The sequence below is a fragment of the Brachybacterium sp. 107 genome (assembly GCF_052379725.1).
In the GTDB taxonomy this organism is placed as follows: Bacteria; Actinomycetota; Actinomycetes; order Actinomycetales; family Dermabacteraceae; genus Brachybacterium.
On record NZ_JBQSYW010000003.1, the window covers coordinates 76,477 to 102,748 of the forward strand.

26 protein-coding genes and 1 pseudogene are annotated in these 26,272 nt (G+C 69.1%); 10 read left to right on the forward strand and 17 right to left on the reverse strand.

The genetic code is table 11. From position 1 onward, the window contains the following. Positions 1 to 9: 9 nt before the first annotated feature. Entirely contained in the window at positions 10 to 705 is a 696-nt protein-coding gene (locus ACT3UL_RS05145) for an NADPH-dependent F420 reductase (protein WP_444577074.1), read from the forward strand. Positions 706 to 759: 54 nt separating this feature from the next. On the opposite strand, the gene ACT3UL_RS05150 is transcribed toward ACT3UL_RS05145, so the two are convergent. Continuing rightward, positions 760 to 2,019 (reverse strand): MFS transporter, encoded by a 1,260-nt coding sequence (locus ACT3UL_RS05150; protein WP_444577075.1) that lies wholly within the window; start codon positions 2,017 to 2,019, stop codon positions 760 to 762. A gap of 281 nt (positions 2,020 to 2,300) precedes the next feature. Continuing rightward, positions 2,301 to 3,689: an amino acid permease gene (locus ACT3UL_RS05155; RefSeq protein WP_444577076.1), complete on the reverse strand. Its 1,389-nt coding sequence runs from the start codon at positions 3,687 to 3,689 to the stop codon at positions 2,301 to 2,303. A gap of 539 nt (positions 3,690 to 4,228) precedes the next feature. On the opposite strand from ACT3UL_RS05155, the gene ACT3UL_RS05160 reads away from it, so the two are divergent. After that, a complete protein-coding gene (locus ACT3UL_RS05160) occupies positions 4,229 to 5,491 on the forward strand; it encodes an Nramp family divalent metal transporter (RefSeq protein WP_444577077.1) in 1,263 nt (420 codons plus the stop codon). 86 nt (positions 5,492 to 5,577) lie between these two features. Here the strand turns inward: ACT3UL_RS05160 and nrdF are convergent, their stop codons facing one another. Beyond that, positions 5,578 to 6,603: a class 1b ribonucleoside-diphosphate reductase subunit beta gene (gene nrdF / locus ACT3UL_RS05165; protein ID WP_444577078.1), complete on the reverse strand. Its 1,026-nt coding sequence runs from the start codon at positions 6,601 to 6,603 to the stop codon at positions 5,578 to 5,580. Further along, positions 6,596 to 7,147: a class Ib ribonucleoside-diphosphate reductase assembly flavoprotein NrdI gene (nrdI, locus tag ACT3UL_RS05170; RefSeq protein ID WP_444577079.1), complete on the reverse strand. Its 552-nt coding sequence runs from the start codon at positions 7,145 to 7,147 to the stop codon at positions 6,596 to 6,598. Before nrdI ends, nrdF begins: the two co-directional genes overlap by 8 nt. 242 nt (positions 7,148 to 7,389) lie before the next feature. On the opposite strand from nrdI, the gene ACT3UL_RS05175 reads away from it, so the two are divergent. Genes ACT3UL_RS05175 through ACT3UL_RS05185 form a run of 3 tightly spaced genes read left to right on the forward strand, consistent with a single transcriptional unit; the run spans position 7,390 to position 9,952 of the window. Next, entirely contained in the window at positions 7,390 to 8,319 is a 930-nt protein-coding gene (locus tag ACT3UL_RS05175) for a metal ABC transporter substrate-binding protein (protein ID WP_444577080.1), read from the forward strand. Further along, complete coding sequence (locus tag ACT3UL_RS05180) at positions 8,316 to 9,056, forward strand: metal ABC transporter ATP-binding protein (protein WP_444577081.1); 741 nt, start codon at positions 8,316 to 8,318, stop codon at positions 9,054 to 9,056. Before ACT3UL_RS05175 ends, ACT3UL_RS05180 begins: the two co-directional genes overlap by 4 nt. After that, a complete protein-coding gene (locus tag ACT3UL_RS05185; RefSeq protein ID WP_444577082.1) occupies positions 9,053 to 9,952 on the forward strand; it encodes a metal ABC transporter permease in 900 nt (299 codons plus the stop codon). The genes ACT3UL_RS05180 and ACT3UL_RS05185 overlap by 4 nt, the downstream gene beginning before the upstream one ends. 3 nt (positions 9,953 to 9,955) lie before the next feature. On the opposite strand, the gene ACT3UL_RS05190 is transcribed toward ACT3UL_RS05185, so the two are convergent. The 6 genes and pseudogenes from ACT3UL_RS05190 to ACT3UL_RS05215 form a co-directional block, all read right to left on the reverse strand. After that, positions 9,956 to 10,648, reverse strand: coding sequence for a metal-dependent transcriptional regulator (locus tag ACT3UL_RS05190; RefSeq protein ID WP_444577083.1), 693 nt, complete (start codon positions 10,646 to 10,648; stop codon positions 9,956 to 9,958). Between the two features lie 68 nt (positions 10,649 to 10,716). Continuing rightward, positions 10,717 to 11,418 (reverse strand): potassium channel family protein, encoded by a 702-nt coding sequence (locus ACT3UL_RS05195; protein ID WP_444577084.1) that lies wholly within the window; start codon positions 11,416 to 11,418, stop codon positions 10,717 to 10,719. After that, positions 11,411 to 11,974, reverse strand: a complete 564-nt coding sequence (locus ACT3UL_RS05200) for a potassium transporter TrkG (protein WP_444577085.1) — start codon at positions 11,972 to 11,974, stop codon at positions 11,411 to 11,413. Before ACT3UL_RS05200 ends, ACT3UL_RS05195 begins: the two co-directional genes overlap by 8 nt. Before the next feature lie 85 nt (positions 11,975 to 12,059). After that, a pseudogene (locus ACT3UL_RS05205) lies at positions 12,060 to 12,770 on the reverse strand (potassium transporter TrkG); the annotation flags it as partial. Between the two features lie 52 nt (positions 12,771 to 12,822). Further along, positions 12,823 to 13,500: a cation transporter gene (locus tag ACT3UL_RS05210; protein ID WP_444577306.1), complete on the reverse strand. Its 678-nt coding sequence runs from the start codon at positions 13,498 to 13,500 to the stop codon at positions 12,823 to 12,825. Further along, a complete protein-coding gene (locus tag ACT3UL_RS05215; RefSeq protein ID WP_444577086.1) occupies positions 13,497 to 13,832 on the reverse strand; it encodes an ArsR/SmtB family transcription factor in 336 nt (111 codons plus the stop codon). Before ACT3UL_RS05215 ends, ACT3UL_RS05210 begins: the two co-directional genes overlap by 4 nt. 504 nt (positions 13,833 to 14,336) lie before the next feature. Here ACT3UL_RS05215 and ACT3UL_RS05220 point away from each other — a divergent pair. Both ACT3UL_RS05220 and ACT3UL_RS05225 read left to right on the forward strand, forming a co-directional pair. Continuing rightward, positions 14,337 to 15,341: a universal stress protein gene (locus tag ACT3UL_RS05220; protein WP_444577087.1), complete on the forward strand. Its 1,005-nt coding sequence runs from the start codon at positions 14,337 to 14,339 to the stop codon at positions 15,339 to 15,341. Positions 15,342 to 15,578: 237 nt separating this feature from the next. Further along, a complete protein-coding gene (locus ACT3UL_RS05225; RefSeq protein WP_444577088.1) occupies positions 15,579 to 17,183 on the forward strand; it encodes a peptide chain release factor 3 in 1,605 nt (534 codons plus the stop codon). A gap of 48 nt (positions 17,184 to 17,231) precedes the next feature. Here the strand turns inward: ACT3UL_RS05225 and ACT3UL_RS05230 are convergent, their stop codons facing one another. From ACT3UL_RS05230 to ACT3UL_RS05245, 4 genes are all read right to left on the reverse strand, one after another. Beyond that, positions 17,232 to 17,825 carry a short chain dehydrogenase gene (locus tag ACT3UL_RS05230; RefSeq protein ID WP_444577089.1) on the reverse strand — a complete coding sequence of 198 codons (594 nt, stop codon included), beginning with the start codon at positions 17,823 to 17,825 and terminating at the stop codon, positions 17,232 to 17,234. Between the two features lie 112 nt (positions 17,826 to 17,937). Then, complete coding sequence (locus ACT3UL_RS05235) at positions 17,938 to 18,960, reverse strand: S66 family peptidase (protein WP_444577090.1); 1,023 nt, start codon at positions 18,958 to 18,960, stop codon at positions 17,938 to 17,940. 204 nt (positions 18,961 to 19,164) lie between these two features. Then, on the reverse strand, positions 19,165 to 19,677 hold the full coding sequence (locus ACT3UL_RS05240; protein ID WP_444577091.1) for a GNAT family N-acetyltransferase: 513 nt from the start codon (positions 19,675 to 19,677) through the stop codon (positions 19,165 to 19,167). Between the two features lie 21 nt (positions 19,678 to 19,698). Then, positions 19,699 to 20,292 (reverse strand): TIGR03086 family metal-binding protein, encoded by a 594-nt coding sequence (locus ACT3UL_RS05245; protein WP_444577092.1) that lies wholly within the window; start codon positions 20,290 to 20,292, stop codon positions 19,699 to 19,701. 151 nt (positions 20,293 to 20,443) lie between these two features. On the opposite strand from ACT3UL_RS05245, the gene ACT3UL_RS05250 reads away from it, so the two are divergent. Then, complete coding sequence (locus tag ACT3UL_RS05250; protein WP_444577093.1) at positions 20,444 to 22,522, forward strand: HelD family protein; 2,079 nt, start codon at positions 20,444 to 20,446, stop codon at positions 22,520 to 22,522. Positions 22,523 to 22,531: 9 nt separating this feature from the next. Here ACT3UL_RS05250 and ACT3UL_RS05255 read toward each other — a convergent pair whose 3' ends face one another. Next, entirely contained in the window at positions 22,532 to 23,623 is a 1,092-nt protein-coding gene (locus tag ACT3UL_RS05255; protein ID WP_444577094.1) for an NADH:flavin oxidoreductase/NADH oxidase, read from the reverse strand. A 99-nt stretch (positions 23,624 to 23,722) separates the two neighbouring features. Here ACT3UL_RS05255 and ACT3UL_RS05260 point away from each other — a divergent pair, with 99 nt between their 5' ends. Both ACT3UL_RS05260 and ACT3UL_RS05265 read left to right on the forward strand, forming a co-directional pair. Beyond that, positions 23,723 to 24,052 (forward strand): ArsR/SmtB family transcription factor, encoded by a 330-nt coding sequence (locus ACT3UL_RS05260; protein ID WP_441449222.1) that lies wholly within the window; start codon positions 23,723 to 23,725, stop codon positions 24,050 to 24,052. 172 nt (positions 24,053 to 24,224) lie between these two features. Next, positions 24,225 to 24,809, forward strand: coding sequence for a GNAT family N-acetyltransferase (locus ACT3UL_RS05265; protein ID WP_444577095.1), 585 nt, complete (start codon positions 24,225 to 24,227; stop codon positions 24,807 to 24,809). 53 nt (positions 24,810 to 24,862) lie between these two features. Here ACT3UL_RS05265 and ACT3UL_RS05270 read toward each other — a convergent pair whose 3' ends face one another. Further along, a complete protein-coding gene (locus ACT3UL_RS05270; protein WP_444577096.1) occupies positions 24,863 to 25,543 on the reverse strand; it encodes an alpha/beta hydrolase in 681 nt (226 codons plus the stop codon). A 56-nt stretch (positions 25,544 to 25,599) separates the two neighbouring features. Further along, a complete protein-coding gene (locus ACT3UL_RS05275; RefSeq protein ID WP_441449225.1) occupies positions 25,600 to 26,184 on the reverse strand; it encodes a dihydrofolate reductase family protein in 585 nt (194 codons plus the stop codon). Positions 26,185 to 26,272: the final 88 nt, after the last annotated feature.

Consider the following 26,272-nt stretch of genomic DNA (forward strand, 5'->3'; position numbering starts at 1 on the left):
CACTCGTCAATGGCCTCGCCCCCACCCGGGAAGCAGAACGGGCTGCTCGGCGTTGCACCGTCCATGACAACACTGGGAATCATCGGCGCAGGACACATCGGCAGCCAGATCGCACGGGCCGCCCTCACGGCAGGGTATGACGTGGTGATCGCGAACTCGCGGGGCCCGGAGACCCTCGCCGACCTCGTGGAGGAGCTCGGCCCGAAGGCTCGCGCCGCGACGGCGGAGGAGGCCGGCTCGGCAGGGGACGTCGTCGTGGTGACGGTGCCGCTGAAGGCACTCCAGCAGATCCCCGTCGAGCCGCTCGCCGGCAAGATCGTGCTGGACACCAACAACTACTACTTCGAGCGTGACGGCCACATCGACGCGCTGGACGCGGGCGAGACGACCACCTCGCAGATGCTGCAGGAGCACCTCCCCACCTCCAAGGTGGTCAAGGCGTTCAACCACATCTTCTCCGCGGACATCACCACGGACACTGCTCCGGCGGGGACCACGAACCGGCGTGCTCTCGCCACCTCGAGCGACTTCCCCGAAGCGGTGGAGCTCGTGACGAGGCTCTACGACGAGATCGGCTTCGACACGGTCGACGTGAGCCCGCTGAGCGAGTCCTGGCGCGTGGAGCGCGACCGTCCCGCCTACGTGGTGCGGCAGACGGCCGACGAGCTGCGCGCGAACCTCGCCACGGCGAACCGCCTGCCCTGAGAATCGAGGTGGGTCGGGCAGTGCCCGAAGGCCCCGCCGCCGGTCAGTTGGTGCTCATGAGGGGCTCCCGTGACCGGCGTCGGGGCCCTCGGCGTCCGGGGCGGGCACCGGCGGCGTCGTCCAGGCCACTGCCACGGAAAGGACGCAGCCCAAGCATCCGGTGACGACCGTCGGGATCGTTCCGATCAGAGCCGCTGAGAGGGCACCGGTCAGGGCACCGAGAGCCTCGCCGCTGCGGGAACAGAACAAGAAGAGTCCCTGAATGCGACCGAGCCTCTCCTCGGGGGATCGCAGCTGTGTCTCGGTGCGCTTGCGAACTTCCCAGAGCGTCCAACCGAATGAATTGAGAAATCGTGCGCCGGCCAAGAAGTACACCTCCTGTCCATCCATGAACACTGCGAGAGGCATGAGGGCCAAGCCGAGCGCTCTCACGGTCGATCCGACGATCAGGTGCTGTCTGAGGGGCAGATGACTCAGGTGGACGGACACCACGCCGGAGAGGATTCCTCCGACGCTTCCTGCTGCGAATATCAACCCCACGAGCATCGCGGTCATGCCGAGTTCACGGACGAAGAAGACCATGATCACCGCGAACGCGATATTGAAGAAATAGAGGTATCCGACCTCCGAGAGGAGCATCGCCCGGACGGTCTTCTCTCCCCACAGGAAGGACGCGGTCCCGCGCAACGACCCTGTGCTTAGGCGTCGACGCTCCCCGCGCTGCCCGTCGGCCGGTGTCATGCATGCCGTAGCGACTCCGGCCAGGGCGTACCCGGCCGATTGCGTGAGGAGCGCGGCGGAGCTCGAGAGAGCGTCGACGACATAGCCCGCCAGGGATGGGCCCGCAGTGCGCGAGAGCCCGTCCGTCACGGCAAGCTTCCCGTTGCGCGGCCCCAGTTCGTCTCGTGCGGACATGGTGGGCAGCAATGCCTGGTAAGCCGTCTCAAACACCATGCTGAGGGCGCCCACCGCGAAGACCGCGCAATAGAGGTAGGCCATGCCGAGCGTGCCGGACATCGCAAGGACGGCAACCGAGGCCAGGAGCGCGGCTCTCAGGACATGGCTGAAGATGATGGACCGCCGGAAGGGGACATGATCGACCAACGGGCTGACGAACACCCCGAGAACGAGCCACGATGCCGAACTGAGGCTGGTCAGGAGACCGACCTGGGCTGGTGACGCATCCAGCGTCAGGACCGCGGTCAGAGGGATGGCGACGATCCCGAACTGGACGCCTGTCAACGATGACGTCTGGGCGAGCCAGAGGAGCCTGAAGTCGCGTGACGAGCTCGACCGGCCGGGTGCGATGGGCATGGGTGTCTCCCGATGCCCACCCTTTCCCTGTTGATGACGAGCGTATTCAGTTGTGTGCAGTCACGGCGCTTCCCTCGCTGCCTGGACCTCAGGTGGTTGCCGAGGCCGTTACGGAGAGGGTAGCTCGCGGAGCATCCCTCGGACCGTGGAACGGCGCTGCCGACCCTAGGGAGGATTCCGCCGTGCAGGTACGTGGACTCCAGCGGATCTCTGGCCGCCCCTCACAGGAGACGAGGGAATGCTGCCACTGCTCCTGCAGAAGCAGCGCGTCTCGCCGGGCGTCAGGCGCGGGCCGCGCGGCGACCGATCGTCACGGCGTACAGGAGCGACATGACGGCCAGGAACCCTGCGCCCACCAGCAGCGCCGTGTGATAGTCGGGCTGCCACACCATGATGCCGAAGGTGAACACGATGAAGACGATCGCGAAGACCTGGCCGACCGGCCACAGCGGCACCGGGAAGGCAAGCTCCGCGCGCTCCTGGCGGGACATGCCGCGCCGGGAGGCGACCTGCGCGAGCAGGATCATCAGCCACACGAAGATCGTGGCGAAGGTGGCCAGGGACGCGACGATCGTGAAGACCTCCGCAGGCAGCGCGTAGTTCAGCACCACACCGACCACCAGCACGCCGAGCAGCGAGAGGGTCGTGACCACGGGGACACCGCGCACCGTCGTCGCCATCACGCGCGGGGCGAGCCGCTCGCGGGCCATCCCTGCCACGACCCGGCCCGCGCCGAAGAGGTCCGCGTTGATCGCGGACAGCGCCGCGGTGAGCACCACGACGTTGAGCAGGGCGGCAGCCCAGTTCACGCCGAGGGTGTCGAAGATCTGCACGAACGGCGACACCTCGCCGGTGATCGATCGCCACGGGTTGATCAGCAGGATCACACCGATCGCGAGCACGTAGAACAGCAGGATCCGCACGGGCACCGTGTTGACGGCCTTGGGGATCGCCGTGGCCGGGTCCTCCGCCTCGGTGCCCGCCACACCGATGATCTCGGTGCCGCCGAAGGCGAACAGCACCAGGATGAACGCGGAGATCATGCCGCCGGCGCCGTGCGGGAAGAAGCCGCCGTCGGCCGTGAGGTTCGCCAGCGGATCCCCGCCGCCGCCCTCGCCGAGGCCGAGCACGAGGATCGCGGCGCCGCCCACGATCATCCCGATCACCGCGGCGACCTTGATGATCGTGAAGACGAACTCGAGCTCCCCGAACCAGCGCACGCTGGCGAGGTTCGCGGCCCCCACGATCAGCAGCGTGAGGATCACCCAGATCCACTGCGCGGTGTCGGGGAACCAGAAGCGCATATAGATAGCGATCGCCGTGAGGTCCGCGAGGCACACGATGAGCATCTCGAAGGCGAACATCCAGCCGGTGATGTACCCGGCCCAGCCGCCCAGGAACCGCCGGGTGTACTCGGCGAACGAGCCCGAGATCGGCATCCGCACCGCCATCTCCCCGAGCGCCCGCAGCATGAAGTACACGACCGCGCCGCCCAGCAGATAGACCAGCAGGACCGACGGCCCGGCCGCCTGGATCGCCCCGGCGGAGCCGTAGAACAGTCCGGTGCCGATCGCGGAGCCGAGCGCGATGAAGTGGATGTGCCGCGCCTTCAGCCCCGGTGCCCGTCGCGTGGTGTCGGGGGCAGTGGAGGTGTTCGTGATCGTGCTCATCGAGGGAGAGTGCTCCGGGAGATTCTGCGCTCGCCGATGGTCGGATCACGCGGTGCGGAGGCGGGGATCCGCCGCGATCACGGTACGTCCGCAGGTCGTCGCGGGCCGCGGATGCCCGGCCTCGTGGGGTGCGAATCACGCTTGGAGTGATCGCCGGTACGGTGATCACCCTGGTCGTCCTCGGCTACCGCATTGGGCGGTGACGGCGCTTCTCGGGGCCCTGCACGGGTCTGCCCCGCTGCTCGGCCGGCGGGTCGACACCGCCGGTGCGTACGGAGTCCTGACCGCCGCCGTCCTCGTTCTCGTCCACTGATACGGGACCGGCCGCATGCCGCGTCGCAAGCCGGGAGCCCCGCAGCCCTGCTGATCGACGGGTGACGACGGCCTCATGACTCGCGTCGCCGAGCGACGATCGGCGGCCACGGGATTAGAGTCGGTGCTCGATGATGGCCTCGTCCCGAGTGGACACGCCGACCCAGTCAGGACCGTCCGATCGCCCGCCGAGGGCACGTCGCACGCACCGTCGAGAGCCGACCCCGATGTCACGTCCAGAGCACGCCGCGACCGAAGACCGCGCCGCAGCGCCCCGAGCCGAACGACGCCTGGTGTGGCTTCTCGGCCCGGCCTTCGTCGCCGCGATCGCCTATGTCGACCCCGGCAACGTCGCGGCGAACCTCACCGCGGGTGCTGACTACGGATATCTGCTGGTCTGGGTGCTCGTCCTCGCGAACGCGATCGCCGTCATCGTCCAGTACCTCTCGGCCAAGCTCGGCCTCGTCACGGGTCGGAGCCTCCCGGAGCTGCTCGGGGACCGTCTCCCCCGCACCGGCCGGCTACTCTACTGGGCACAGGCCGAGATCGTCGCGGCCGCCACCGACCTGGCAGAGGTCATCGGCGGTGCGATCGCCCTGCAGATCCTCTTCGACCTGCCCCTCCTCGTGGGCGGACTCATCGTGGGCATGGTCTCGATGCTCCTGCTCGGCATCCAATCCCGCCGCGGGCAGCGCCCCTTCGAGTTCGTCATCGTCGCGCTGCTCGCCATCATCACCATCGGCTTCGTGGCGGGTCTCCTGATCAGTCCCCTCGACTGGACGGGCGTCGCCCAGGGACTCGTCCCACGTTTTCAGAACACCGAGACGGTGCTGCTCGCAGCGAGCATGCTCGGCGCCACGGTCATGCCCCACGCCATCTATCTGCACTCCAGCCTCGCCCGAGATCGTCACGGTGTCACCACGGATCGGGACAGGATCCGCCGGCTCCTGGTCGCGACCCGGTGGGACGTGCTGATCGCCCTGTTCATCGCCGGGTCCGTGAACATCTCGATGCTGCTGCTCGCCGCAGCGAGCCTCCCGGGAGTCGACGGCACGGACACCATCGAAGGTGCGCATCGCGCGATCACCGGTGCCCTCGGGCCCGTCGTCGGCGTGATCTTCGGTATCGGGCTGCTCGCCTCGGGACTGGCCTCGACCTCGGTGGGCTGCTACGCAGGGGCCACCATCATGGGTGGGCTCCTCCACGTTCGCATCCCGCTCCTCCTGCGACGGGTGATCACCCTCGCGCCGGCTCTGGTCGTCCTCGGCATCGGCGTCGACCCCACCCGCGCGCTCGTCCTCTCGCAGGTGTTCCTCAGTCTGGGCATCCCGTTCGCTCTGATCCCGCTCGCCGTCTACACCGCGAGGCGGAGCATCATGGGGGCCTTCGTCAACTCCCGCGCGCTCACCCTCGCCGCCGGCATCATCACGGTGCTCGTCATCGTGCTGAACATCGCCCTCGTCGCGCTCACCCTCGGCGGCACGCCGTAGCGGGCTGTGCAGGGATCATGTCTGCGATGTGCTGACCGCGTCCGCAGGCCGCCCGGCCGCGCAGGACGCGGCCCTGCGGGGGGCTCTCAGAAGTCCCAGTCCGCATCGCTGGTGTGCTCGGCCGTGCCGATCACGTAGGAGGACCCGGAGCCGCTGAAGAAGTCGTGGTTCTCGTCGGCCCCCGGGGAGAGGGCTGCGAGGATCTCCGGATTCACCCTGGTCTCGTCCGCACCGAATCGAGCCGGGTATCCCAGGTTCATCAGCGCCTTGTTCGCGTTGTAGCGCACGAACGCCGCGACATCCTCCATCAGACCCAGCGGCTCGTACAGCTCGCCCGAATACTGCAGTTCAAGGGTGTACAGCTCCTCGAGCAGAGCGCCGGTGAACTCCTGCATCTCCTCCTGCCTCGCAGCGGTGGCCGCGGCGAGGCCGCGCTGGTACTTGTACCCGGAGTAATAGCCGTGCACCGCTTTGTCCCGCAGGATCAGGCGGATCATGTCGGCGGTGTTCGTCAGCGTCGCCCGGACGGAGAAGTGTAGGGGCAGGTAGAACCCGGCGTAGAGAAGGAGCGAGGACAGCAGGGTCGAGGCGACCTTCCGCTTCAGCGGGTCGTCCCCGTAGTAATGGCGCAGGACCGTTGTGCATCGCTTCTGCAGGAGCTCGTTGTTCACGGCCCACAGGTATGCGCTGTCGATCTCGGGCGTGCTGGTCAGTGTCGAGAAGACGGAGGAGTAGGACCGTGCATGCACGGACTGCATGAAGGCGATGTTCGTGTAGACGGCCTCTTCGTGCTCGGTGCGTGCGTCCTGGATCTGGCAGATCTCGCCGACGGTGGCCTGGACCGTGTCCAGCATCGTCAGGCCGGTGAACACTCGCATCGTCAGGGTGCGATGGTGCTCGGGCAGCTGTCGCCATGCCTGGAGGTCGTTGGACAGCGGGACCTTCTCCGGCAGCCAGAAGTTCGCGGTCAGACGGTTCCAGACCTCGAGGTCCTTGTCGTCCCCGATCCGGTTCCAGTTGATCGGGCGGAGCGGCGTCGAGGGGTCGTGGCGGTATGAGGGGGGTGTCACGGAATCGTCGATCGAGATGCGGGTGGTCGGACGATCAGTCATGTCGATCCTTTGTGGGGTGCGTGGGGTGCGTGGGGTGCGTGTGGTGCAGCAGGACGGGGTCGTGGCGGAGCGTGGGATCCAGCTCTTCCCAGAAGCGGGCCAGGCCCTCGTCGACCTGGGCGACGTCGCTGGCAGTGCCGAGCAGCTCGAACCGGTAGAGGACGGGGACCTGGCATTTCTCGGAGATGACCGGGCCGGCGAGGCAGTAGTCCGCGCCGAAGTTCGTGTTCCCTGCGGCGATCACCCCGCACAGGAGGTGACGGTTCTCGGGGATGTTGAGGAAGCGGATCACCTGCTTCGGGACGGCGGTGCCGGGGTGTCCGCCGCCGTAGGTGGGGACCATCAGCACGAACGGTCGGGCGGCGCGCAGCGTGCCCTCGAGGCGGGGCCGCAGAGGGATCCGGGCGGCGGGCCGATCGAGCTTCTCGGCGAACCGTCTCGTGTTGCCCGAGACGCTGGAGAAGTACACGAGATCTACGTCATCCGGCGCTGGCACCTCCTCCGCTGCGTTCTGCGGCTCAGTCCTGTCGATCCCGGCGGGCATTGAATTTCTCCTCCCTCGCACTGAGGCACTACATCTTGTGCTGCCAGTCCGGCGGGACGGCACATCTAGTAGTAGCACGAGATCCCGTCGAGTACGTAGCAACGACACACCGAAGTTCGTGTCAACGAAGTACTTGCCGCCTCCCCCTCGTGTCGGAGTACCGCAGGGCCCTCTTCCGGGGCGTATGATCACAAAGTTCGTACACACGAACATTACGATGCGTAGAGACGGAGTGTGGTGGGATGAAGCGCCGCGTTGACCGGATGGTGTCGGCCCTGGGCGGAGCTCTGGCGGTCGCAGTGGTCCTGGCCGGATGTGCTGGGGCGGAGCTCGGCGGGAGCCCGACGGACCGACCCGTGGTCCTGACGACGTTCACCGTGCTCCAGGACATCGCGCAGAATGTTGCCGGCGACCACCTCGTCGTCGAATCGATCACGAAGACCGGAGCGGAGATCCATGGCTATGAACCCACTCCGAAGGACATCGCGAAGGCCACCGACGCCGATCTGATCCTCGACAACGGACTCGGTCTCGAGCTCTGGTTCGAGAAGTTCGTCGAGTCGGTCGACGTGCCGCACGTGGTGGTCTCGGACGGGGTCGAGATCCTGGACATCACCGGCGATTCCTCCGCGGGAAAACCCAACCCGCACGCCTGGATGAGCCCGGTCAACGTGCAGATCTATGTGGACAACATGGTCGGTGCGTTCAGCGAGCTGGACCCGGCGCATGCAGCGGACTTCGAGGTCAATGCGGCGACCTACCAGCAGGAGCTGCAGGACATCCAGGACGGCCTCGTCGCGGAGCTCGCAACCCTGCCCGACGACCAGCGGGCGCTGGTGAGCTGCGAGGGCGCCTTCTCCTATCTGGCGCGGGACGTGGGCCTGAGCGAGCACTACATCTGGCCCGTCAACGCCGAACAGCAGGCCACCCCGCAGCAGATCGCCGGAGTGATCGAGACCGTGCGGACGCAGCAGGTCCCCGCCGTGTTCTGCGAATCCACGGTGTCGGACAAGCCCATGCAGCAGGTCGTCGAGGCGACGGACGCGCAATTCGGCGGCGTGCTCTACGTGGACTCCCTCTCGGAGGCCGACGGCCCGGTCCCCACCTACCTCGACCTGGTCCGCTACGACGCGGACACCATCGTCACCGGACTCACGGGGGAGGGCTCATGACCGCCGCGATCGACGTGAGGGATCTGGTCGTGCGATACGGCGAGGTCACTGCCCTGGACGGGGCGAGCCTCGACATCGCGCACGGCCGAGTGACCGGCCTGATCGGGATGAACGGCTCGGGGAAGTCGACCCTGTTCAAGGCGATCATGGGCATGGTCCAGCCGACGGCCGGCAGCATCCGCATCGACGGGGCGGATCCTGCCCTCGCCCGCCTTCGCGGCGTGGTGGGCTACGTTCCCCAGAGCGAGGAGGTGGATTGGTCCTTCCCCGTCTCGGTCCGGGATGTGGTGATGATGGGTCGCTACGGGCACCAGGGCCTGACCAGACGACCGCGCGCCGCGGACCGGGCGGCAGTCGCGGAAGCCCTGGACCGCGTGGAGCTCACCGAGTACGCGGACAGGCAGATCGGCCAGCTCTCCGGCGGGCAGAAGAAGAGAGCCTTCGTCGCCCGTGGGATCGCGCAGGAGGCCCGCATCCTCCTGCTGGACGAGCCGTTCGCCGGGGTGGACAAGCGCAGCGAGGCCACCATCGTCGGACTCCTGCGCGATCTCGCCTCGGACGGCTGCACAGTCCTGGTCTCCACCCATGATCTGCAGGCGCTGCCGCAGCTCGCCGATTCCGCCGTGCTGCTGCTGCGCCGGGTGCTCTTCCACGGACCCGTGAGCGCGGCGCTCGAGCCCGAGATGCTGGCTCAGACCTTCGGCCTGGACCCCCTTGCCCGGGGAGGTGCTCGATGAATCTGCTGGATCTGATCCTCGAGCCCCTGCAGTACGACTTCATGGTCCGGGCACTGGTCGCCACCGTGGTCGCGGCGCTCGTCTGCGCGCTGCTGTCCTGCTGGTTGGTGCTGGTGGGCTGGTCCCTGATGGGAGATGCGGTGTCCCACGCGGTCCTGCCCGGCGTGGTGATCGCCTACATCCTCGGCGCCCCGTTCGCCGTCGGCGCTCTGGTCTTCGGGGTGCTCGCAGTGGTGCTGATCGGGGTGGTCCGCGGCACCAGCCGGGTGAAGGAGGATGCCGCCATCGGGATCGTGTTCACCACGCTGTTCGCCCTCGGGCTGGTGCTGATCTCGGTCACACCGAGCCATACGGATCTGAACCACATCATCTTCGGGAACATCCTGGGGGTCTCGAATGCCGACCTCATCCAGATCGCTCTGCTCGCAGCCGCAGCCTTCGTGCTGCTCGTGCTCAAGCGGCGGGACCTCACCCTGTTCGCCTTCGATCCTGTCCATGCCCAGGCCATCGGCCTGTCCCCGCGTCGGCTCGGCGCCCTGCTGCTGGGCCTGCTGGCCGTGACGGCAGTCGTCGCCCTGCAGGTGGTGGGCGTGATCCTCGTGGTCGCCCTGCTCATCATCCCCGGCGCGACCGCTCACCTGCTCACCGACCGGTTCTCCCGGATGCTCCTGATCGCCCCGACGTTCTCGGTGGCCGCCTCGGTGCTCGGGATCGTCATCAGCTACTGGGTGGACGCCGCCTCCGGCGGCCTCATCGTGCTCGTCCAGGGGGCGATATTCACGCTCGTCTACCTCCTGGCACCGCGGTACGGACTCCTCCCGCGGATGATCAGGGCCCGGCCGGCGACGGTCCGGGCTGCGCCGGAGGTCGGCTCCCGCTCGCCCTCGGCGCCGTAGAGGTCACGTGGAGGGGGCGGGCGGCGGGGTCGAGACCCAGATCGAGTCCGTCGCCGAGCGGCCCAGCGGGACGCGGACGTCCGAGCCGTTCACGACGATCTCCAGCGAGTCCGAGAACGGCGGGCCAGCATGGACGTCGAGCATCGTGCCGACCGTCAGGCCGTGCCCGGCGCAGAACGTGAGGAGCTGCGGGTCGGCGTCGGAGATGCGTTCCACGCGGCCCCGGGCCCCGTCCGGCAGGACGGACAGTGGACGGGCATCGGGACGTTCCACCGCTCCGTCGGCGGTCGGGATGGGATCTCCGTGCGGGTCCCGTCGTGGGTGACCGAGATACCCGTCGATGCGATCGACCATGAAGTCGGAGACGGCGTGCTCGAGGTGCTCCGCCTCGTCATGCACCTGATCCCACCCGTAGTCGAGGACCTCGACGAGGAAGGTCTCCAGGAGCCGGTGCCGGCGCACCATCGCGACCGCGTGCTCCTGGCCCTGCGCGCTCAGCGTGATCGCCCCGTACGGTGCGTGCTCGAGAAGTCCCTGCTCGGTGAGCTTCCTGACGGCATCGGACACCGTGGACAGCTTGACCCCGACGCGGGCGGCCAGCGCCGAGGTCGTGACCGGCTCCTCGGTCCATTCGCGCAGGGACCAGATCGCCTTCACGTAGTTCTGCGTGCTCGGGGTGAGCTGGGATACCGACATGCTCCGCACAGTATCAATCTCCGAACTTCGCAGTCACGAACTCCGAGGTGCCGCCGGCCAGGACGGTCTCACGAGGCGGCGCGGCCGAACCGTTCCGCCTGCCGTGTCGGTCCGGTGACCAGGATGATGTCCCCGGCGTGCAGCACGGTGTCCGCCGTGGCGGCCTGCCAGGGCTCCCCGCGGTGCTTGACGGAGCTGACGGTGACACCGAACCTGCGCCGGATGCCGCTGTCTCCGAGGCGCACACCGGTGTGCTCGGGGCTGACCTCCGTCTTGACCATCGCGAAATCGGTATCGATCTCGATGAAGTCCTGCATGCTGCCGAGCACGATGTGGGCGACGCGGCGGCCCATGTCCTTCTCGGGATAGACGACATGGGGGATTCCGAGCTGTTCGAGGATCATCCCGTGCGCATCGCTGACGGCCTTCGCCCAGATGTGGGGGACGGAGAAGCGCAGGAGGAGGGACGTGACCAGGATGCTGGCCTGGATGTCGCTGCCGATCGCGATCACCACCCGATCGAAGTCGGGGATCGACAGCTGGCGAAGAACGTCTTCGTTCGTGGCGTCCGCGGCGACGACATGGGTCAGCTGCCCGTTGAGGGACTGGACGACCTCCTCGCGGGTGTCGATCCCCAGGACCTCGGCGCCATCGTTCATGAGCTCGAGCGCGAGCGATTGGCCGAAGCGTCCCAATCCGATCACCGCCACCGCGTTCCGGGAGGCGGCACGGGACGGTGTCCTGGTGCCGAAGAGCCTGTGCTTAGCCAATGATCGGCCTTTCCTTGGGGAGGTCGTAGAGAAGGGTGCGCTGTCGCAGCGCGAGCGCGGTGGAGGCGGTGATGGGGCCCAGCCGGCCGATGAACATCAGCACGACGAGCACCAGCTGCGCGGCGACGGGAAGATCCGCCGTGATCCCCGTGGACAGGCCCACGGTGGCGAACGCGGAGACGACCTCGAACAGGACCTCGTCGAGCGAGAAGTCGGTCAGGAGCATGAGCGTGATGGTCGCCGCGGCGACGAGCCCGATGGCCAGCACGATGACGGTGATCGCCTGGCGATGCACGGCCCGGGAGAGCCGTTTGCCGAAGACGGTGACGGCTCCCGCCCCCCGCAGTTCGCTGAGCATGAGGAAGAACAGCACGGCGAACGTGGTGACCTTGATGCCGCCCGCTGTGCCGGCAGGACCGCCACCGATGAACATCAGCAGGTCCATGCCGAGCCAGGTCGCGGGATCCATCGCGCCCGTGTCGACGGAGTTGAACCCGGACGTGCGGGTCTGGACCGACATCGTGAAGCCGTTGAGCAGCCGCAGAGACGGGGCCATGCCTCCCAGTCCGTGGGTTGCTCCATTCCAGGGCCGTGACATACACGGCGCCGGCCGCGAGCAGCAGTGGGGTCGCGGCGACGACGATGCGGGTGTTCATCGTCCAGAGCCGAGGGGTGCCCAGGTGCTTCTTCAGCTGCACCAGCACGGGGAAGCCGACTCCACCGAGCACGGTGGCGATGCTCGCCGTCAGCAGCACGACGGGGTCGTCGTGGAAGGACATGAGGCTGTCGCTGAACAGGGCGAACCCGGCATTGTTGAAGGCGGAGGCCGCATGGAACACCCCCAGCCAGAGGGCGTCCGCCCACGGTTCGTCGTACGTCAGGGCGAAGCGCACGGTGAGGATCGCCGCCGCCACGGCTTCGATCGTGAGGGATATCCGCACGACGCCCAGCACGAGGGCACGCACATCCTCGATGCCGAAGCTCTTGACCTCGGCGGCTGCCGTGAGCTTGGACCGCAGGGAGAGTTTGCGGATCACGGCGATGCCGACCACGGAGGCGAAGGTCATCACCCCGAACCCGCCGATCTGGATGAGCGCGAGGATCACGACCTGCCCGAAGCCGGTCCAATGGGTGGGTGTATCGACCACGACCAGGCCCGTCACGCACAGCGCAGAGACCGCGGTGAAGAGCGCCTCTACGACCGTCGTCCGGCCGGGAGCGTGGGTCGCGGCCGGATGCAGGAGCGCGACGGTGCCGAGGAGCGCGACGACGGCGAACGCGAGGAAGACGGTACGTGCAGGCCGTGGGCGCCGGTCGGAGGCACGGGCCCGGTGATGACCGAGTGATGGCACGCGCGGAATAGTACGCCTCCGCCAGGGGAGGAGCGACGGGGGCGTGTCGAAGTCAGCAGCAGTGGCCGGGTTCGTCGTTCTCGCTCACCAGGGCCGAGACCGGTTGCTTGCAGGCGTCGCCCCTCCAGGCCTCGAGTCCTTCGCGCAGCGCGAAGGCGGCGATGACGAGTGCCGCGAGAGGGTCCGCCCAGGACCATCCCAGGAGGCTGTTGAGCAGCAGTCCCACGAGGAGCGCCGCCGAGAGGTACGAGCAGATCAGGGTCTGTTTCGAGTCGGCGATCGCGGAGGCGGAGCCCAGCTCCCGGCCGGTGCGGCGCTCGAACCAGGAGAACGCCGGCATGATCGCCACGCTCACCGCGGCCAGCGCGATCCCCACCGGGGAATGATCGGCCTCGGCGGCACCGAGCAGGGAGCGCAGTGCATCGATGGTCACGAAGGCGGCGAGCCCGAAGAACGACAGTGCGATGACGCGCAGGGCGACCTTCTCACGTCGGTGCGGGTCGGGGCTCGCGAACTGCCAGGCGACCGCGGCGGCGGAGAGCACCTCGACGATCGAATCGAGCCCGAAGCCGATCAGGGCGGAGGAGGAGGCCACGCGGCCCGCGGCCAGGGCGATCACCGCTTCGAGCACGTTGTAGGTGATCGTCGCGGCGACGATCCAGCGGATCCGCCGCTGCAGAACCAGCTGACGTTCGGGGGAGGCGGAGACGTGAGGGTCGGCGATGTTCATGCGCATCGGCACTCCTGGCCGGTGCAGCAGTCCGGGTCGACCACGAGCATCAGACGCATCAGATCGTCCAGCGCCGATGCGAGATGGGGATCGCTGAGCCGGTACCACGTGTTCCTGCCGTCCTTCACGCCCTCGACCAGGCCGCACCCGCGCAGGCAGGTGAGGTGGTTGGACAGCTTCTGGCGCGAGACCCCGAGGGACTCGGCGAGCTCGGAGGGGAGGGCGGGGGCGCTGCGCAGCGCCAGCAGGATCCGGGCGCGGGTCTCGCCGGACAGGGCGTAGCCCAGGCGGGAGAGGGACGCCGTATGGCTGAGGGTCACGGTCTCGGACATGCATTAAACGATACAGACAAATCTGTACTGTGCAAGATCTGTGGCGTCGGCCCGCCCTCGGATCCGTGGAGTCCTCGCCATGATCCCCGACTCGACGGGCGGGAGTGCTCGATGCAGAACGTGCTCACCATCCCGCGCGGAGCATCATCAGGCCATCGCGAGATGGCGGGACGGCCAGCGGGATCGACGGGTTCGTTTCTGCTCGCCGCTCATTCTCACCGAGGAAGTGTCACCACCAAGAGCCCCGGAAGTGTCACCGATGTCCTGAGGCAGAACCGTCACCGAAGTCCTGCGACACAACGCTGCCGAATGAAGCCCAAGGTCCCGAAAGTGCTCCACGCTCCCCCTTGACGAAGACCATAGGGACACCGCCCGTCGCGTAGGCCGGGGACCTTCGTCACGGGCGTCCGAAATGCCCGAGTGTAGGGTGAATGCATTGGCGGAGGTCTCGAGTTCGGAGGCTCCACCGTCGATCACCGAAGGCCTCCGGCATAGGAGGTTGTGATGCACGACGAAGAGCTCACCCTGGACTCCCCCGTCCCGTATGACCCGGAGTCCCGACAGCTCGGGGTGCTGGTCGGCTACGACGGCTCCGAGCAGTCCATCCAGGCCCTCCACTACGCGGCGCGGGCCGCGCAGCGCCTCGGCACCACCCTGTCGGTGGTCACCGCCTACACGGTCCCGGTGATGATCTACCCCAACATGGCCTCGTTCCCGCCCGAGCCCGACGACGTGGCCAGCCAGGCGGCCGCCGAGATGCTGCTGGAAGAGGCCACGCCTCACCTGCGCGGCTATCCCGGGAAGGTCCAGCTGCGCACCGAGCATGGCGATGCCGCCGGCGTCATGGTGCGACTCTCCGGCCAGGCGCGCCTGGCCGTGGTCGGGGCCCGTGGCCGGGGCGGATTCCTCGGCCTGCTGCTCGGATCCGTCTCCTCGGCGCTGCCCGCCCACTCCCACTGCCCCACCGTGGTCGTTCCCCGCCAGTACGAGATCGGGCAGAGCGAGGGCGCCGCACGCTTCGCCCCGGTGGCGGATGACGCCCCAGTGGTGGCCGGAGTGGACGACTCACCGCGCAGCCAGGCCGTGATCGCCCTCGCTGCGGAGGCGGCGCAGGGGCGCGGGGCGCCGCTGCACCTGCTGATGGTCATGCCCGCCCCGGAGACCTGGGGCGGCATGTACGCGTCGATGCTCCCCGCCGAGGTGCTCATCGAGCGCAAGCGCGCGGCACTCGCTGCCGACCTGGAGGAAACGGCCGCGAAGGTGCGCACACAGTTCCCCGAGATCACAGTGACCAGCGAGGTGCTGCTCTCCGATCCGGCGACCGAGCTGGTGCAGCGGTCGGCCGACGCCCAGCTGACCGTGGTCGGCACCCGGGGCCACGGACGCGTCGCCGGCACCCTGATGGGCTCCGTCTCCCGGTCCGTGCTGCATCGGGCCACCGGACCGGTGCTGGTGGTGCCCGATCTGGACCCAGAGCGGATCACGGCAGGCTCCCACCGGCCGCGCTGAACCCGGCCGCGCTGAACATAGTGAGGAGATCGGACATCGTGTATGGCGTCTTCAGGAGCGTCACGCCCTCGTCAAAGACCGTGTGACGGCGCGGGAAGGGGTCTGTCGAGAAGCACTCCCCTCCCAGCGCGGTCTCGTTCTGCTCTGCCCCGCGCCGATGACCGTCCGCTGTGATCAGCGCGTCGATGGCCGTCCGTCCCTGTGGCATCCTCCGCCCCCGCACGTAGAGTGCTGATGATGCTCTCTTCTCCGGACCCCACCTCGACCTCGCCCCGTGTGCTCGCGGAGGCGACGCGACGCCGCACGTTCGCGGTGATCTCGCACCCGGACGCGGGCAAGTCGACTCTCACCGAGGCGCTGGCGCTGCACGCCCGCCTGGTGGACAAGGCCGGCGCGACCCATGGCAAGGCGAGCCGTGCCGCGAGCCTCTCCGACTGGGGCGAGGTCGAGCGCGAGCGAGGCATCTCGATCACCTCGACCGCTCTGCGCTTCGACTACCACGACGTCGTCGTCAACCTGCTGGACACCCCCGGGCACTCGGACTTCTCCGAGGACACCTTCCGGGTGCTGACCGCGGTGGACTTCGCCGTCATGCTCGTCGACGCCGCCAAGGGCATGGAGACCCAGACCCGCAAGCTCTTCGATGCCTGCCGGCGGCTCGGGCTCCCCGTGGTGACCGTGATCAACAAGTGGGACCGACCGGGCCTGGAGGCCCTCGAGCTCTTCGACGACATCCAGGAGGCCACGGGTCGCACACCGGTCGCCGTGAACTGGCCGGTGGGATATGCCGGGGAGTTCCGCGGGCTGCTGGAGCCCGGGGCAACGGACTACCTGCGGCATGAGGTCGTCGCCTCCGGGGCGCGCCTGGCCCGCGAGGAGATGGTCGACGGCGCCACCGACAGCGGGCTGGGCGAGGAGCTCTGGCGCGAGGCGGTCGAGGGTGCCGGGGTCGCGGCCGAGCTGAACGGGACGTTCGAGGCCCAGCCGTTCCTCGACGGCGAGCAGACCCCGGTGCTGTTCACCGCCGCCGCGGGGAACGTCGGCGTGCGCTACCTGCTGGACTTCCTCCTCGACCACGCGCCGGCACCTCGCCCGCGGCCCGACGACGCGGGGGCGCCCCGGCCCCTCGACGCGGAGTTCTCCGGCTACGTGTTCAAGATCCAGGCGGGCATGAACCCTGCCCACCGCGACCAGATCGCGTTCGTCCGGGTGAACTCCGGCGTGTTCAGCCGAGGCATGGACCTGAAGCATGCGCAGTCCGGTCGCCCGGTGTCCTCGAAGTACGCCCATCACCTCGTCGGACGGAGCCGAGCCACCGTCGATGAATCCTGGCCCGGCGACGTCGTCGGCTTCGTCAACACCACCGGCCTGCACGTCGGGGACACCCTCCATGAGGGCGGCCGCGTCGTCTTCCCGGGCATGCCCCGCTTCGACCCGGAGCGCTTCCGCGTGGCCCGGTCCCTGGACACCGCACGCCACAAGCGCTTCACCAAGGGCCTCGCCCAGCTCGAGGAGGAGGGCGCCATCCAGCTGCTCCGGGACTCGAACGGCAGCCCCGGCGGGCCGGTGCTCGCGGCGGTCGGCGAACTGCAGTTCGAGGTCGTCTACGAGCGGATGCGTCGTGAGTTCGGGGTCGAGATCGCGCTCGATCCGCCGATGCCGTACAGCCTGTCGCGCCCCTTCGCGCGCTCCGAGGTCTCCACGATCGCGTCGATCAGCGGGGTCGAGGTGCTCTACCGGCCCAGCGGCGAGCCCGTCGCGCTCTTCCCGGACCGCTGGCGGCTCTCGCGGGTGATGGAGAACCATCCGGACGTCTTCCCGGAGCAGGTCTCGCGCGTCTGATCCGTGCGGAGCGCCCTCGAGGGTGCTCGAACGATCGGGCGGTGCGCGTCAGACGATGATCGTCCGGCCGGTGTCGACGCCGTCGACCGCGCGGACGAACGCCCTGGCCACCTCGTCGTCGGAGACAGGCCGGCGGCCGGGGAACGTCGCGTGGAAGTGCGGGGAGTTCTCGAGCACGTCGGGGGAGACGACGTTCAGACGGATGCCGCGCGGGGCCTCGGTCGCCGCAGTGGTCACGAAGGATTCGATCGCGCCGTTGGCCGCCGCGGCGGCCGCCGCCGTCGCGATCGGTTCGCGGGACAGGACCCCGGACGTGAGCGTGACCGAGCCGCCGTCGCTGAGGTGCTCGAAGGCGTGGCGGACCACGTCGAGCTGCCCGAGAGTCTTCACGGCGAACGCATCCGCATAGTCCTCGCGCGTGAGCTCGGTGACCGGCTTGAAGGGCACACCACCAGCGGTGACGACCACGGCGTCCAACGGACCGACCGCCTCGAACAGCGCGGCGATCGACGCTGAGTCGGCCAGATCGACCGACGGCTCGCTCGAGCGGGAGGCGCGGACGACCTCGTGCCCCTGCTTCTCGAGCGCGGACGCTGCGACGCGACCGATGTTCCCGGTCGCCCCGATGACGAGCACCTTCATGACGAGCTCCTTCCGATGAGCCGATGGACGGCGCCGGCCCTGTGAGGACGACCGACGTCGGTGAAGCTATCACCGCAGGGGTGCGCGCCGTGTCGGTGGGTGGCGCCGGTCCTCAGGCGAGAGTCTGCGTCAGGCGGGATGTCGTGGCCGAGTGCTCGACGCGGCACAGGGCCCCGTTCACCAGCGGCATGTACGGCGCGACGTGGCCGCATTCGACGTCGGCGAGGAGCGGCACCCCCAGAGATTCCAGGGCGTCGATCACCGCCTCGTGCTGGGTGAGGGTCTCGAGGGACGCAGCGGATGTGCGTCCGACGAGGATGGCCGTCGCGGCGTCGAAGAACCCGCTGAGCCGCATGCCGTGGAGGTTCCGACAGATCTCGGCCGCGTCGTCCCCGGAGGCTTCCACGTAGAGGATCAGGCCGTCGCCGTCCGCGGCCAGCGGCGCGGGGTCGAGATAGCGGGTGCCGGAGAGGTTCGAGAGGGTCTCGATGCAGCCGCCGAGGAGGCGGCCCTCCACGTCGACGTCGCCGCCCAGGGCGTCCAGTCGGCACCAGCTGCCGGGGGTGTCGAGCACGTACTCGTCGACCTCCGGATGCTCGACGTAGTCCACGAACCCGGGCCGATAGGCACCGGGGAAGGACTGCGTGAACGTCGCTCCGGCGGGCAGCTGCACGAGGTTCAGCCACCCGAGCAGACCCTCGGGGATCGCGTACGGGGTGTCCAGGAGGTTCTGACCGTGGATCGTGGCCCATCCCGCCAGCAGGGTCAGCGGGGTGATGAGCGTGGAGATGTCGGAGAACCCGACGACCCACGTCGGCTCCGCCGCAGCGATCGCCTGCCAGTCGAGCAGCGGGATGACGTCGATGGCCAGCTCGCCGCCCCAGGGCGGGACGATCGCCCGGACCGACGGGTCCACCAGCATCCGCTGGAACTCCGCAGCCCGCTGTGCGGCCGGCGCGCTCACGAGTCCCGAGCCGTCCATGCAGGAACCCATCTGCACCTCGAAGCCGGCGTCCCGAACCACCTGCACGGCGACGTCCAGGCGGGGCTGCAGCTCAGCGGGGACACCGGAGGACGGGCTCGTCACGCCGACGACGTCGCCCGGCATCAGCGGGGCGGGAAAGGTTGGACTCATCCGGCTGATCCTACTGAGGCGCGGACGCTGTGCCCCGTGCCCACGGATTCCCGGCTCTCGGATCCCGGAATGATCGAGTCAAGCGGCCGCGACCTGCCGGGCCGCACGACCGCAGTCATCGCGTTGGGTGGTCAGGCTTCAGCGCTTCCGTGGCACAAGCCGCAGCATCTCGAGGACGAGCGGGTGCCGAGCCGGACGACCGGTTCACTCCGCAGCGTCGACCGGTCTTTCGGCGTCGACCGGCCTTTCGACGATGATTCTCGACGCCGCGAAGCCCTGCTCCTCGAAGAAATGATGGGCGTCCGTGTTGAAAGACCACGAGTCCAGGCGCACCGTCGTGGCCGACGCCCGTCGGGCCCGCTCGACGACCTCGTCCATCAGGAGCTCGCCCACGCGCTGGCGGCGGGTCGTCGAATCCACCGCGATGTGATGGACGTACATGGCCGTGTGCGCGAGCTGGAAGGGGGATTCGGGTCGCGAGGTCACCTCCGCCAGCAGGTATCCGAGAGCGTGACCGTCGAGGTCCTCTGCGATGAGCACGATGGCGTGATCGGCGAGGCGCGCGGCCAGGAACTCACGCAGCGCATCGCCGTCCGGCGGGCGGAACAGATCCGGTCGACCCTCGGCGTGGAGAGTCTGCACCTGGGCGGCGAGACCGGTCAGCGCCTCGACGTCGTCGCAGGTGGCATCGCGTGCTCGGATCATCGGACTCTGCATGGCTCGAGGGTAGTGGTGCGCTCAGCGCTCGCGCGCCGCCCCCAGCCAGGACGGGTCACGGCCGGTCAGGCCGAGGAGGCGGTCCATCGGTGGTGCCGTCTCCGGTACCGGCTCGCGCGGGGCGAAGAGCCCCTCGCCCTCCGGCATCGGCGGTAGTGAGGACAGGAAGTCGATGAGGGCGAGCACGTCGTCCTCGGGGGCGTCGAACGGCTGGCCGGTGGCGCGGGCGAGCTCCCAGCCGTGGATCACGAGCTCGTCGAGCACGAACATCCCTGCCGCGGAGGCCAGCAGCGGCACTCCGCCCTCGACCGTCTCCCCCTGCCACGCGGAGGGCGGCGCCCAGGCACGGGCCAAGTCGGCCAGCTGCACGGGGATGCGCTCGCGCCAGTCTGAACGCAGCAGGGCCGCGTCCCCGTCACGCAGCTCGGAGTCGGGCACGGGCTGTTTCCGGGCCGCCGCCTGCAATCCGGTGGACAGGCCGTCGATGTGCTCGAGGAGATCGCCGACGAGGTACTCGGTCGACGGGGTCGGGTGCGTCAGGGCCCCTGCGGGCACGCCCTCGACGATGGAGGCGATCGCGTCGGCGGCGGGGCGGAGGTCTCGCGGTTCAGCCATGGTGACATCGTGGCAGAAGCCGTCGCGGTGCGCGGCGACCTTCCCCGTTCAGGGCAGGGAACCCCGGGAAAGTCAACGTTGTGCATCGGCGTCTGGGTCCCCATAGTTGGTGGGGGTCAGAACGGCGGGGTGCATGGGGGAGCAGATGAGCATGGCAGGTCAGAACGAGGATCAGGCGATCCAGACAGAGGTCGAGCAGCGCGCGCTGGAGGGGATGTACGCGCATCTCGACGCCGATCTGCAGGCACGGGAGACGGCGCGGGACCGCGTGCTGGCAGAACCGGTGGAGAGCCCCGCGGGCACTCACGCGCGGGACCTCGAGTTCCATCGCCTGCAGGACAGGATCGGTCAGCTGCGCGCTGCCGAGCAGGGCCTGTGCTTCGGACGCATCGACCGTGCGGAGAATGGCGACAGCCTGCACATCGGGCGGATCGGTATGCGGACGGACGCCGGGGAGATCCTCCTGGTGGATTGGCGCGCGGAGGCCGCGCGGCCCTTCTACGCGGCGACGATGGCGCATCCGATGGGTGTGCGGAAGCGCCGCCACCTGCGGGTGCAGCAGCGCACGATCGTCGACCTCAGCGACGAGATCCTCGACGGCAGCTCGCCGCTCCCGGAGGACATCGTGGGCGACGGTCCGCTCGTCGCCGCGCTCGGCGGGGCGCGTACCGGGCGCATGCGTGAAGCGGCCTCGACCCTCCAGACGGAGCAGGACCGGATCGTCCGCTCACCGCATCGCGGGATCATGGTCGTCGACGGCGGCCCCGGGACGGGCAAGACCATCGTGGCCCTCCATCGCGCCGCCTATGTGCTCTACGCGTGGCCGTCGGTCGCCGGTCACGGGGTGCTCGTGCACGGACCGAACCAGCGGTTCCTGACCTACATCTCCGACGTGCTGCCCTCGCTCGGCGAGAACGACGTGCAGCTGTCGACCCTGTCGGACCTCGTGCAGGCGGACGCGCGGCGCACCGAACCCGATCACCTGGCGCGGCTCAAGGGCCGCGCCGAGCTCGCGGACGCCCTGGCGACGTGGGTGCGCGACCGGGAGCCGCACGGTGTGCCGCTCGAGCTGCGCACCGCGCACGACGCCCTCGTGCTGGACCCCGCCGTGGTCGACGCGGCCCGGCGCTTCGCGCTGCAGGGCGGGATCGGCCACAACCCCGCCCGCGAGCTGTTCACCGAGGCCATCGTCGAGGACCTCGTCACCGAGCTGGAAGCGCGCGCGATGCAGGAGGACGCCGACTTCGAGCACGAGGCCGAGGCGCTGCTCGGCATCAGCTTCGACCGCCTGGCCGCGAAGGACCTCGGACGCTCCGGGGCGGGCGGCGCGAGCAGCTCGACCGCCGTCATCGACATCGACTGGGAGGCGATCCGCGACGAGCTGCTCGAGGATCCCGGCATCGACCGCGCCGTGGAGCAGATCTGGCCGCGGCTGGAGGCCGAGCACGTGGTGCGCGGCGTGCTCAGGGACCCCTCCGCTCTCGCGACGGTGCTGCCGGATGCCACGGCCGAGGAGCTCGAGATGATCGCGGACGGCGCCCCGGAGGAGTGGTCCACTGCCGATCTCGCCCTGCTCGACGAAGCGCGAGCCCTCGTGGACGGACCGCCCGGCGAGACGTTCGGCCACGTGGTCGTCGACGAGGCCCAGCAGCTCTCCCCGATGCACTGGAGAGTGCTGATGCGCCGCTGCCCGGCGCGCTCGATGACAGTGGTGGGCGACCTCGCCCAGGCGGGCCTGACCACGACGGTGCGGACCTGGGCCGACGCTCTGGAGCCGTTCGTCCAGGACCGGTTCCTCCACCACACCCTGACGATCAACTACCGCACCACGGCCGAGATCCTGGAGACGACCCGGCCGCTGCTGGCGAGGATCGCCCCGGACCAGCAGCTGTCCCGCTCCATCCGCCACGGCGAACCGCCACGGACCGTCACCACGGAGCACGGCGACGTCGTGGCCACGCTGCGCACGCTCATCGGCGAGCTCGGTGCGTCGCACCAGGGTGAGCTGATCGGGGTCGTCGCGACCGCCGCCGAGGCGCCGGCGCTCGAGGCGGCGCTGAGCTCCACGGGGGTCACGGTGCTCGGCGCCCCGGAGGCCCGCGGCCTGGAGTTCGACACCGTGCTCATCGTCGACCCGGCCGCTATGGAGAACGCCGGGGACGCGGGCCTGCGCGACCTGTACGTCGCGCAGACCCGCGCCACCCAGCGTCTGGTCACGATCGTGCCGTGACCCCCACCGTCACAGTGCGTAGGCGTACTGCTCGATGAACCGCGGGGTCGTGCCGAGCTCACGGGCCGCGTGGTTGGCCCAGGAGGGGTCGCGCAGCATCTCGCGCCCCACGAACACGGCGTCGGCCTCGCCGTCGCGGAGGAGCTGGTCGGCGCGTTCGGCGTTCTTCACCCGGCCGACGGCTGCGACCTGCACCGCGGTGTCGCGGCTCAGGCGCGCGGCGTAGCGGGTCTGGTAGTCCTCATCGTGCGGGATCGGGACGACGTCGGAGCCGCCCGAGGAGGCGTCGACGAGGTCCACGCCGTGCTCGCCGGCCCATGTGGCCAGCTGGGCGGACTGCTCGTAGGTCCAGCTCTCGCGGGCGTCCTCGGGGTTCTCCTCCACCCAGTCGGTCGTGGAGATGCGCAGGAAGACGGGCTGGTCCTGCGGCCAGACCTCGCGGACGGCGTCGATGACCTCGAGCACGAGCCGCGCCCGGCCGGCGAGGTCGCCGCCGTACTCGTCGGTGCGCTCATTGGCGAGCGGGGACAGGAACGAGTGCAGCAGATAGCCGTGCGCCGCGTGGATCTCGGCCACCTGGAAGCCGGCCTCGAGGGCGCGGCGCGCCGCCTCGGCGAACGAGGTCACGACCGCGGCGATGTCCTCCCGGCTCATCTCCTGGGGGACGGGACCGCCGGGGAACGCGACGGGGCTGGCCCCGTGCGGCGTCCACCCCAGGGCGTCGGCACCGAGCCAGGCGCCGCCCTCCCAGGGGCGCCCGGTGGAGGCCTTGCGCCCGGCGTGCGCGAGCTGGATCCCGGCGACGGCGCCCTGGGCGCGGATCGCGGAGGCGACCCGGGCGAAGTCGGGGATCTGCGAGTCGTCCCACAGGCCCAGGTCGAACGGGGAGATCCGCCCCTCGGGGGCCACGCCCGTGGCCTCCAGCACCACCAGGCCCGCACCACCGGCGGCGCGAGCGGAGTAATGGGCGAGGTGGAAGTCCGTCGGACGGCCGGCGGCGGTGGCCGACGGGTCCGCGCTGTAGGTGCACATGGGAGACATCCAGGCCCGATTGGGGATCTCGAGGCCGCGGAGCTGGATGGGGGTGAACAGGGTCGTCACGGGAGACGCCTCCAGGGGATTGCCGGTTAGTACGACAGAAAGCGTACTACGAGAAGACTAGTACTATGAGAAGTCGTCCCGACCGACCAGGAGGCGGCAGTGCGTACCCTCGATCACCCCGACGTCCAGGAGATCGCCCTCGACCAGGTGCTCTCCGCGCTCGCGGACCCGATCCGGCGCACGATCGTCGCCCAGCTCGCCGACGGGCACGACGACCAGGCCTGCATCGCCTTCGAGCTCCCGGTCACCAAATCGACCTCCACCCATCACTTCCGCGTGCTGCGAGAAGCCGGCGTGATCTCGCAGCGCTACCGGGGGACTGCCATCCTCAACTGCCTGCGCGAGGACGACCTCGCCCAGCGGTTCCCAGGCCTGCTCGACGCCGTGCTCGCCGCGGAGGCGCCCCGCGTCGGCATCTCAGTGCGGTAGGCAGATCCGATCAGACCACTACAGGGGTTCGCCCCCAGTCGTCTGCATGCGGGAAACAGACGCGCCTGATGGGTGCAGGTCAGCGCCGCCGAGGTCTCGTCGTAGTGGCAGTCTGAGTGGCGGCAGCGACGATCCGATTGTCCTGACTGCCCCGCGGTGCAAAGCTCTTGGCATGCCATCCCTCGTCGAGTCGACCATTGCAGCAGGCTCTCTGTCGGTCACTACGCAGCCTGTTCTCGTCGCGGGGTCGATCACGCTGCGACCCTGGGCAGGCAACGATCTTCCCGCGCTGGTCTCGGCGTATGCGGAGCCTGAGATACAGCGCTGGCATGCCCGTTCGATGTCGCCCGATGAGGCCAGCAGCTGGATCGCGGAGGCCGGTGACGCGTGGATGTCGGAGACTGCAGCGAGCTGGGCTGTCGACGTCGAGGGAACGTTGGAGGGGCGTATGACGCTCAAGCTCGACCTCGTTGATGGAGTCGCGGAGGCGGCGTACTGGACGAGGGCCGCTGCCAGCGGTCGAGGAATCGCGTCCGGTGCGCTGCGCCGGGCGACCACGTGGGCTTTCGAAGTCGGACTGCACCGGGTCGAGCTCGAGCACTCGACGCGGAACCCTGCGTCGTGCCGCGTCGCGACCAAGGCGGGATTCTCCTCAGAGGGGACGCGCCGGGGCAGCGCTCTGCACGCCGACGGCTGGCATGACATGCACGTTCACGGGAGGATCTCAGGCGAAACGTCGCTCGAGCTGGGCGGATAGTTCGAGCTGTCGAGGAGCCGTCGCCAGACGTTCAGTCGATCTGCGAGGCCGCGTCAGGAGCCTCGTCCTGGTTCGGCCGTCTCCACCTGCAGCACCGCCTCAGCGACAAGGCCCGGCTGCGAGATGTACGGCGAATGACTCGTGGCGACCGTCTGATTGGACGTGCAGCGCTCCGCCATGAGGCGCTGCAGGGCTGGATCCACGGCGCGATCCTCCGAGCAGACGATGTAGTGGCTCGGAGCGCTTTTCCATGTCGCGTCCTGAACGATCCCCCGACCGTGGCCGCCTGCCTGGGGCACGAGCAGCGCGGCGGCTCGTTCAGCGTCGCGACGAGAGCAGTCGGCATAGAACAGCTCGATCGCGTCCTCAGGATCGATGCAGGAACCGCCCGACGGATGCGGGCTAACCCACGGGTTGATGAGAGCGTCCGGGCCGCCCAGCTCTGCGCAGGACTCGCCCGCATCGGGGACGAACGCCGCGACGAAGACCTGCGCACACCCGCCATGAACATCCGCGATGACGGCGCCGCCGTAGCTGTGGCCTAGGAGGACGGGTGCGCTCTCGCAGCCGTCGACCACCGCCTGGACCGCAGCGACGTCCTCGGCGAGGGAGCCGCGATGCAGGCGCGGGGTATGGACGATCGCTCCCTCGCGCCGCAGCACGCCGGCGAGCTCCTCCATGTGGGCGGGCTGATGGAAGAGGCCATGCACCAGGACGACGTCGGGCGGGTTCATGAGTTGCAGTAGACCACGGTCCTTTGACGGTCGCTCCGGCCGATGACCGATCGAGGTCAGCGCACGACGTCGTAGACGAGCTTCACCACGCCGTTGGAGTAGGTGGCGCTGTCGCGCAGCTTCAGATCCCGTCGCTCGTGCTCCGAGGTGGGCAGGGCCCGCTTCCCCGTGCCCAGCAGCACCGGGAACAGCAGCAGGTGGTAGCGGTCGATGAGATCCGCTTCGGCGAGACGGCGGGCGAGCTCGGCGCTGCCGTGGATGAAGATCGCGCCACCAGCGCCGTGCTCGTCCCGCTTCACCTCCGCGACGTCCTCGGTGCTGCGGAGGATCCGGGTCTCGCCCCAGCCGTCGACAGGATCCGCCTCGTCGAGCGAGCTCGAGACGACGAGCTTCGGGATGTCCTGGTAGGCGGCGTGATCCGGGGAGCCGTTCCACTCCGGCGCGAAGTCCTCGTAGCTGCGCCGGCCGAACATGAGTGTTGACGTCTCGGCGATCTCCTCGCCCTTCAGGGAGAAGGCCTCGGGGTCCATCGGTGTGCTGAGGACCCAGCCGCCCTGCGGATGCCCCTCGACCACGCCGCCGGGGGAGTCGACGATGCCGTCGAGCGTCATGAAGCCGGTCCAGACCAGTTCGCGAGCCATGATGTTCCCTTGGGGGTCGTGATGGCCGGAGGGCGTCCTCGCCCGGGCGTTCGATGCGCCGAGGCCATCACGTGCACAGTAGTCTCCG

Excerpts from the sequence above, each read along its gene's own strand:
- ACT3UL_RS05145 (WP_444577074.1), top strand. The coding sequence starts at position 10 with ATGGCCTCGCCCCCACCCGGGAAGCAGAACGGGCTGCTCGGCGTTGCA.
- ACT3UL_RS05150 (WP_444577075.1), bottom strand. The coding sequence starts at position 2,019 with ATGCCCATCGCACCCGGCCGGTCGAGCTCGTCACGCGACTTCAGGCTC.
- ACT3UL_RS05155 (WP_444577076.1), bottom strand. The coding sequence starts at position 3,689 with ATGAGCACGATCACGAACACCTCCACTGCCCCCGACACCACGCGACGG.
- ACT3UL_RS05160 (WP_444577077.1), top strand. The coding sequence starts at position 4,229 with ATGTCACGTCCAGAGCACGCCGCGACCGAAGACCGCGCCGCAGCGCCC.
- nrdF (WP_444577078.1), bottom strand. The coding sequence starts at position 6,603 with ATGACTGATCGTCCGACCACCCGCATCTCGATCGACGATTCCGTGACA.
- nrdI (WP_444577079.1), bottom strand. The coding sequence starts at position 7,147 with ATGCCCGCCGGGATCGACAGGACTGAGCCGCAGAACGCAGCGGAGGAG.
- ACT3UL_RS05175 (WP_444577080.1), top strand. The coding sequence starts at position 7,390 with ATGAAGCGCCGCGTTGACCGGATGGTGTCGGCCCTGGGCGGAGCTCTG.
- ACT3UL_RS05180 (WP_444577081.1), top strand. The coding sequence starts at position 8,316 with ATGACCGCCGCGATCGACGTGAGGGATCTGGTCGTGCGATACGGCGAG.
- ACT3UL_RS05185 (WP_444577082.1), top strand. The coding sequence starts at position 9,053 with ATGAATCTGCTGGATCTGATCCTCGAGCCCCTGCAGTACGACTTCATG.
- ACT3UL_RS05190 (WP_444577083.1), bottom strand. The coding sequence starts at position 10,648 with ATGTCGGTATCCCAGCTCACCCCGAGCACGCAGAACTACGTGAAGGCG.
- ACT3UL_RS05200 (WP_444577085.1), bottom strand. The coding sequence starts at position 11,974 with ATGGCCCCGTCTCTGCGGCTGCTCAACGGCTTCACGATGTCGGTCCAG.
- ACT3UL_RS05210 (WP_444577306.1), bottom strand. The coding sequence starts at position 13,500 with ATGAACATCGCCGACCCTCACGTCTCCGCCTCCCCCGAACGTCAGCTG.
- ACT3UL_RS05215 (WP_444577086.1), bottom strand. The coding sequence starts at position 13,832 with ATGTCCGAGACCGTGACCCTCAGCCATACGGCGTCCCTCTCCCGCCTG.
- ACT3UL_RS05220 (WP_444577087.1), top strand. The coding sequence starts at position 14,337 with ATGCACGACGAAGAGCTCACCCTGGACTCCCCCGTCCCGTATGACCCG.
- ACT3UL_RS05225 (WP_444577088.1), top strand. The coding sequence starts at position 15,579 with ATGCTCTCTTCTCCGGACCCCACCTCGACCTCGCCCCGTGTGCTCGCG.
- ACT3UL_RS05230 (WP_444577089.1), bottom strand. The coding sequence starts at position 17,825 with ATGAAGGTGCTCGTCATCGGGGCGACCGGGAACATCGGTCGCGTCGCA.
- ACT3UL_RS05235 (WP_444577090.1), bottom strand. The coding sequence starts at position 18,960 with ATGAGTCCAACCTTTCCCGCCCCGCTGATGCCGGGCGACGTCGTCGGC.
- ACT3UL_RS05240 (WP_444577091.1), bottom strand. The coding sequence starts at position 19,677 with ATGCAGAGTCCGATGATCCGAGCACGCGATGCCACCTGCGACGACGTC.
- ACT3UL_RS05245 (WP_444577092.1), bottom strand. The coding sequence starts at position 20,292 with ATGGCTGAACCGCGAGACCTCCGCCCCGCCGCCGACGCGATCGCCTCC.
- ACT3UL_RS05250 (WP_444577093.1), top strand. The coding sequence starts at position 20,444 with ATGGCAGGTCAGAACGAGGATCAGGCGATCCAGACAGAGGTCGAGCAG.
- ACT3UL_RS05265 (WP_444577095.1), top strand. The coding sequence starts at position 24,225 with ATGCCATCCCTCGTCGAGTCGACCATTGCAGCAGGCTCTCTGTCGGTC.
- ACT3UL_RS05270 (WP_444577096.1), bottom strand. The coding sequence starts at position 25,543 with ATGAACCCGCCCGACGTCGTCCTGGTGCATGGCCTCTTCCATCAGCCC.
- ACT3UL_RS05275 (WP_441449225.1), bottom strand. The coding sequence starts at position 26,184 with ATGGCTCGCGAACTGGTCTGGACCGGCTTCATGACGCTCGACGGCATC.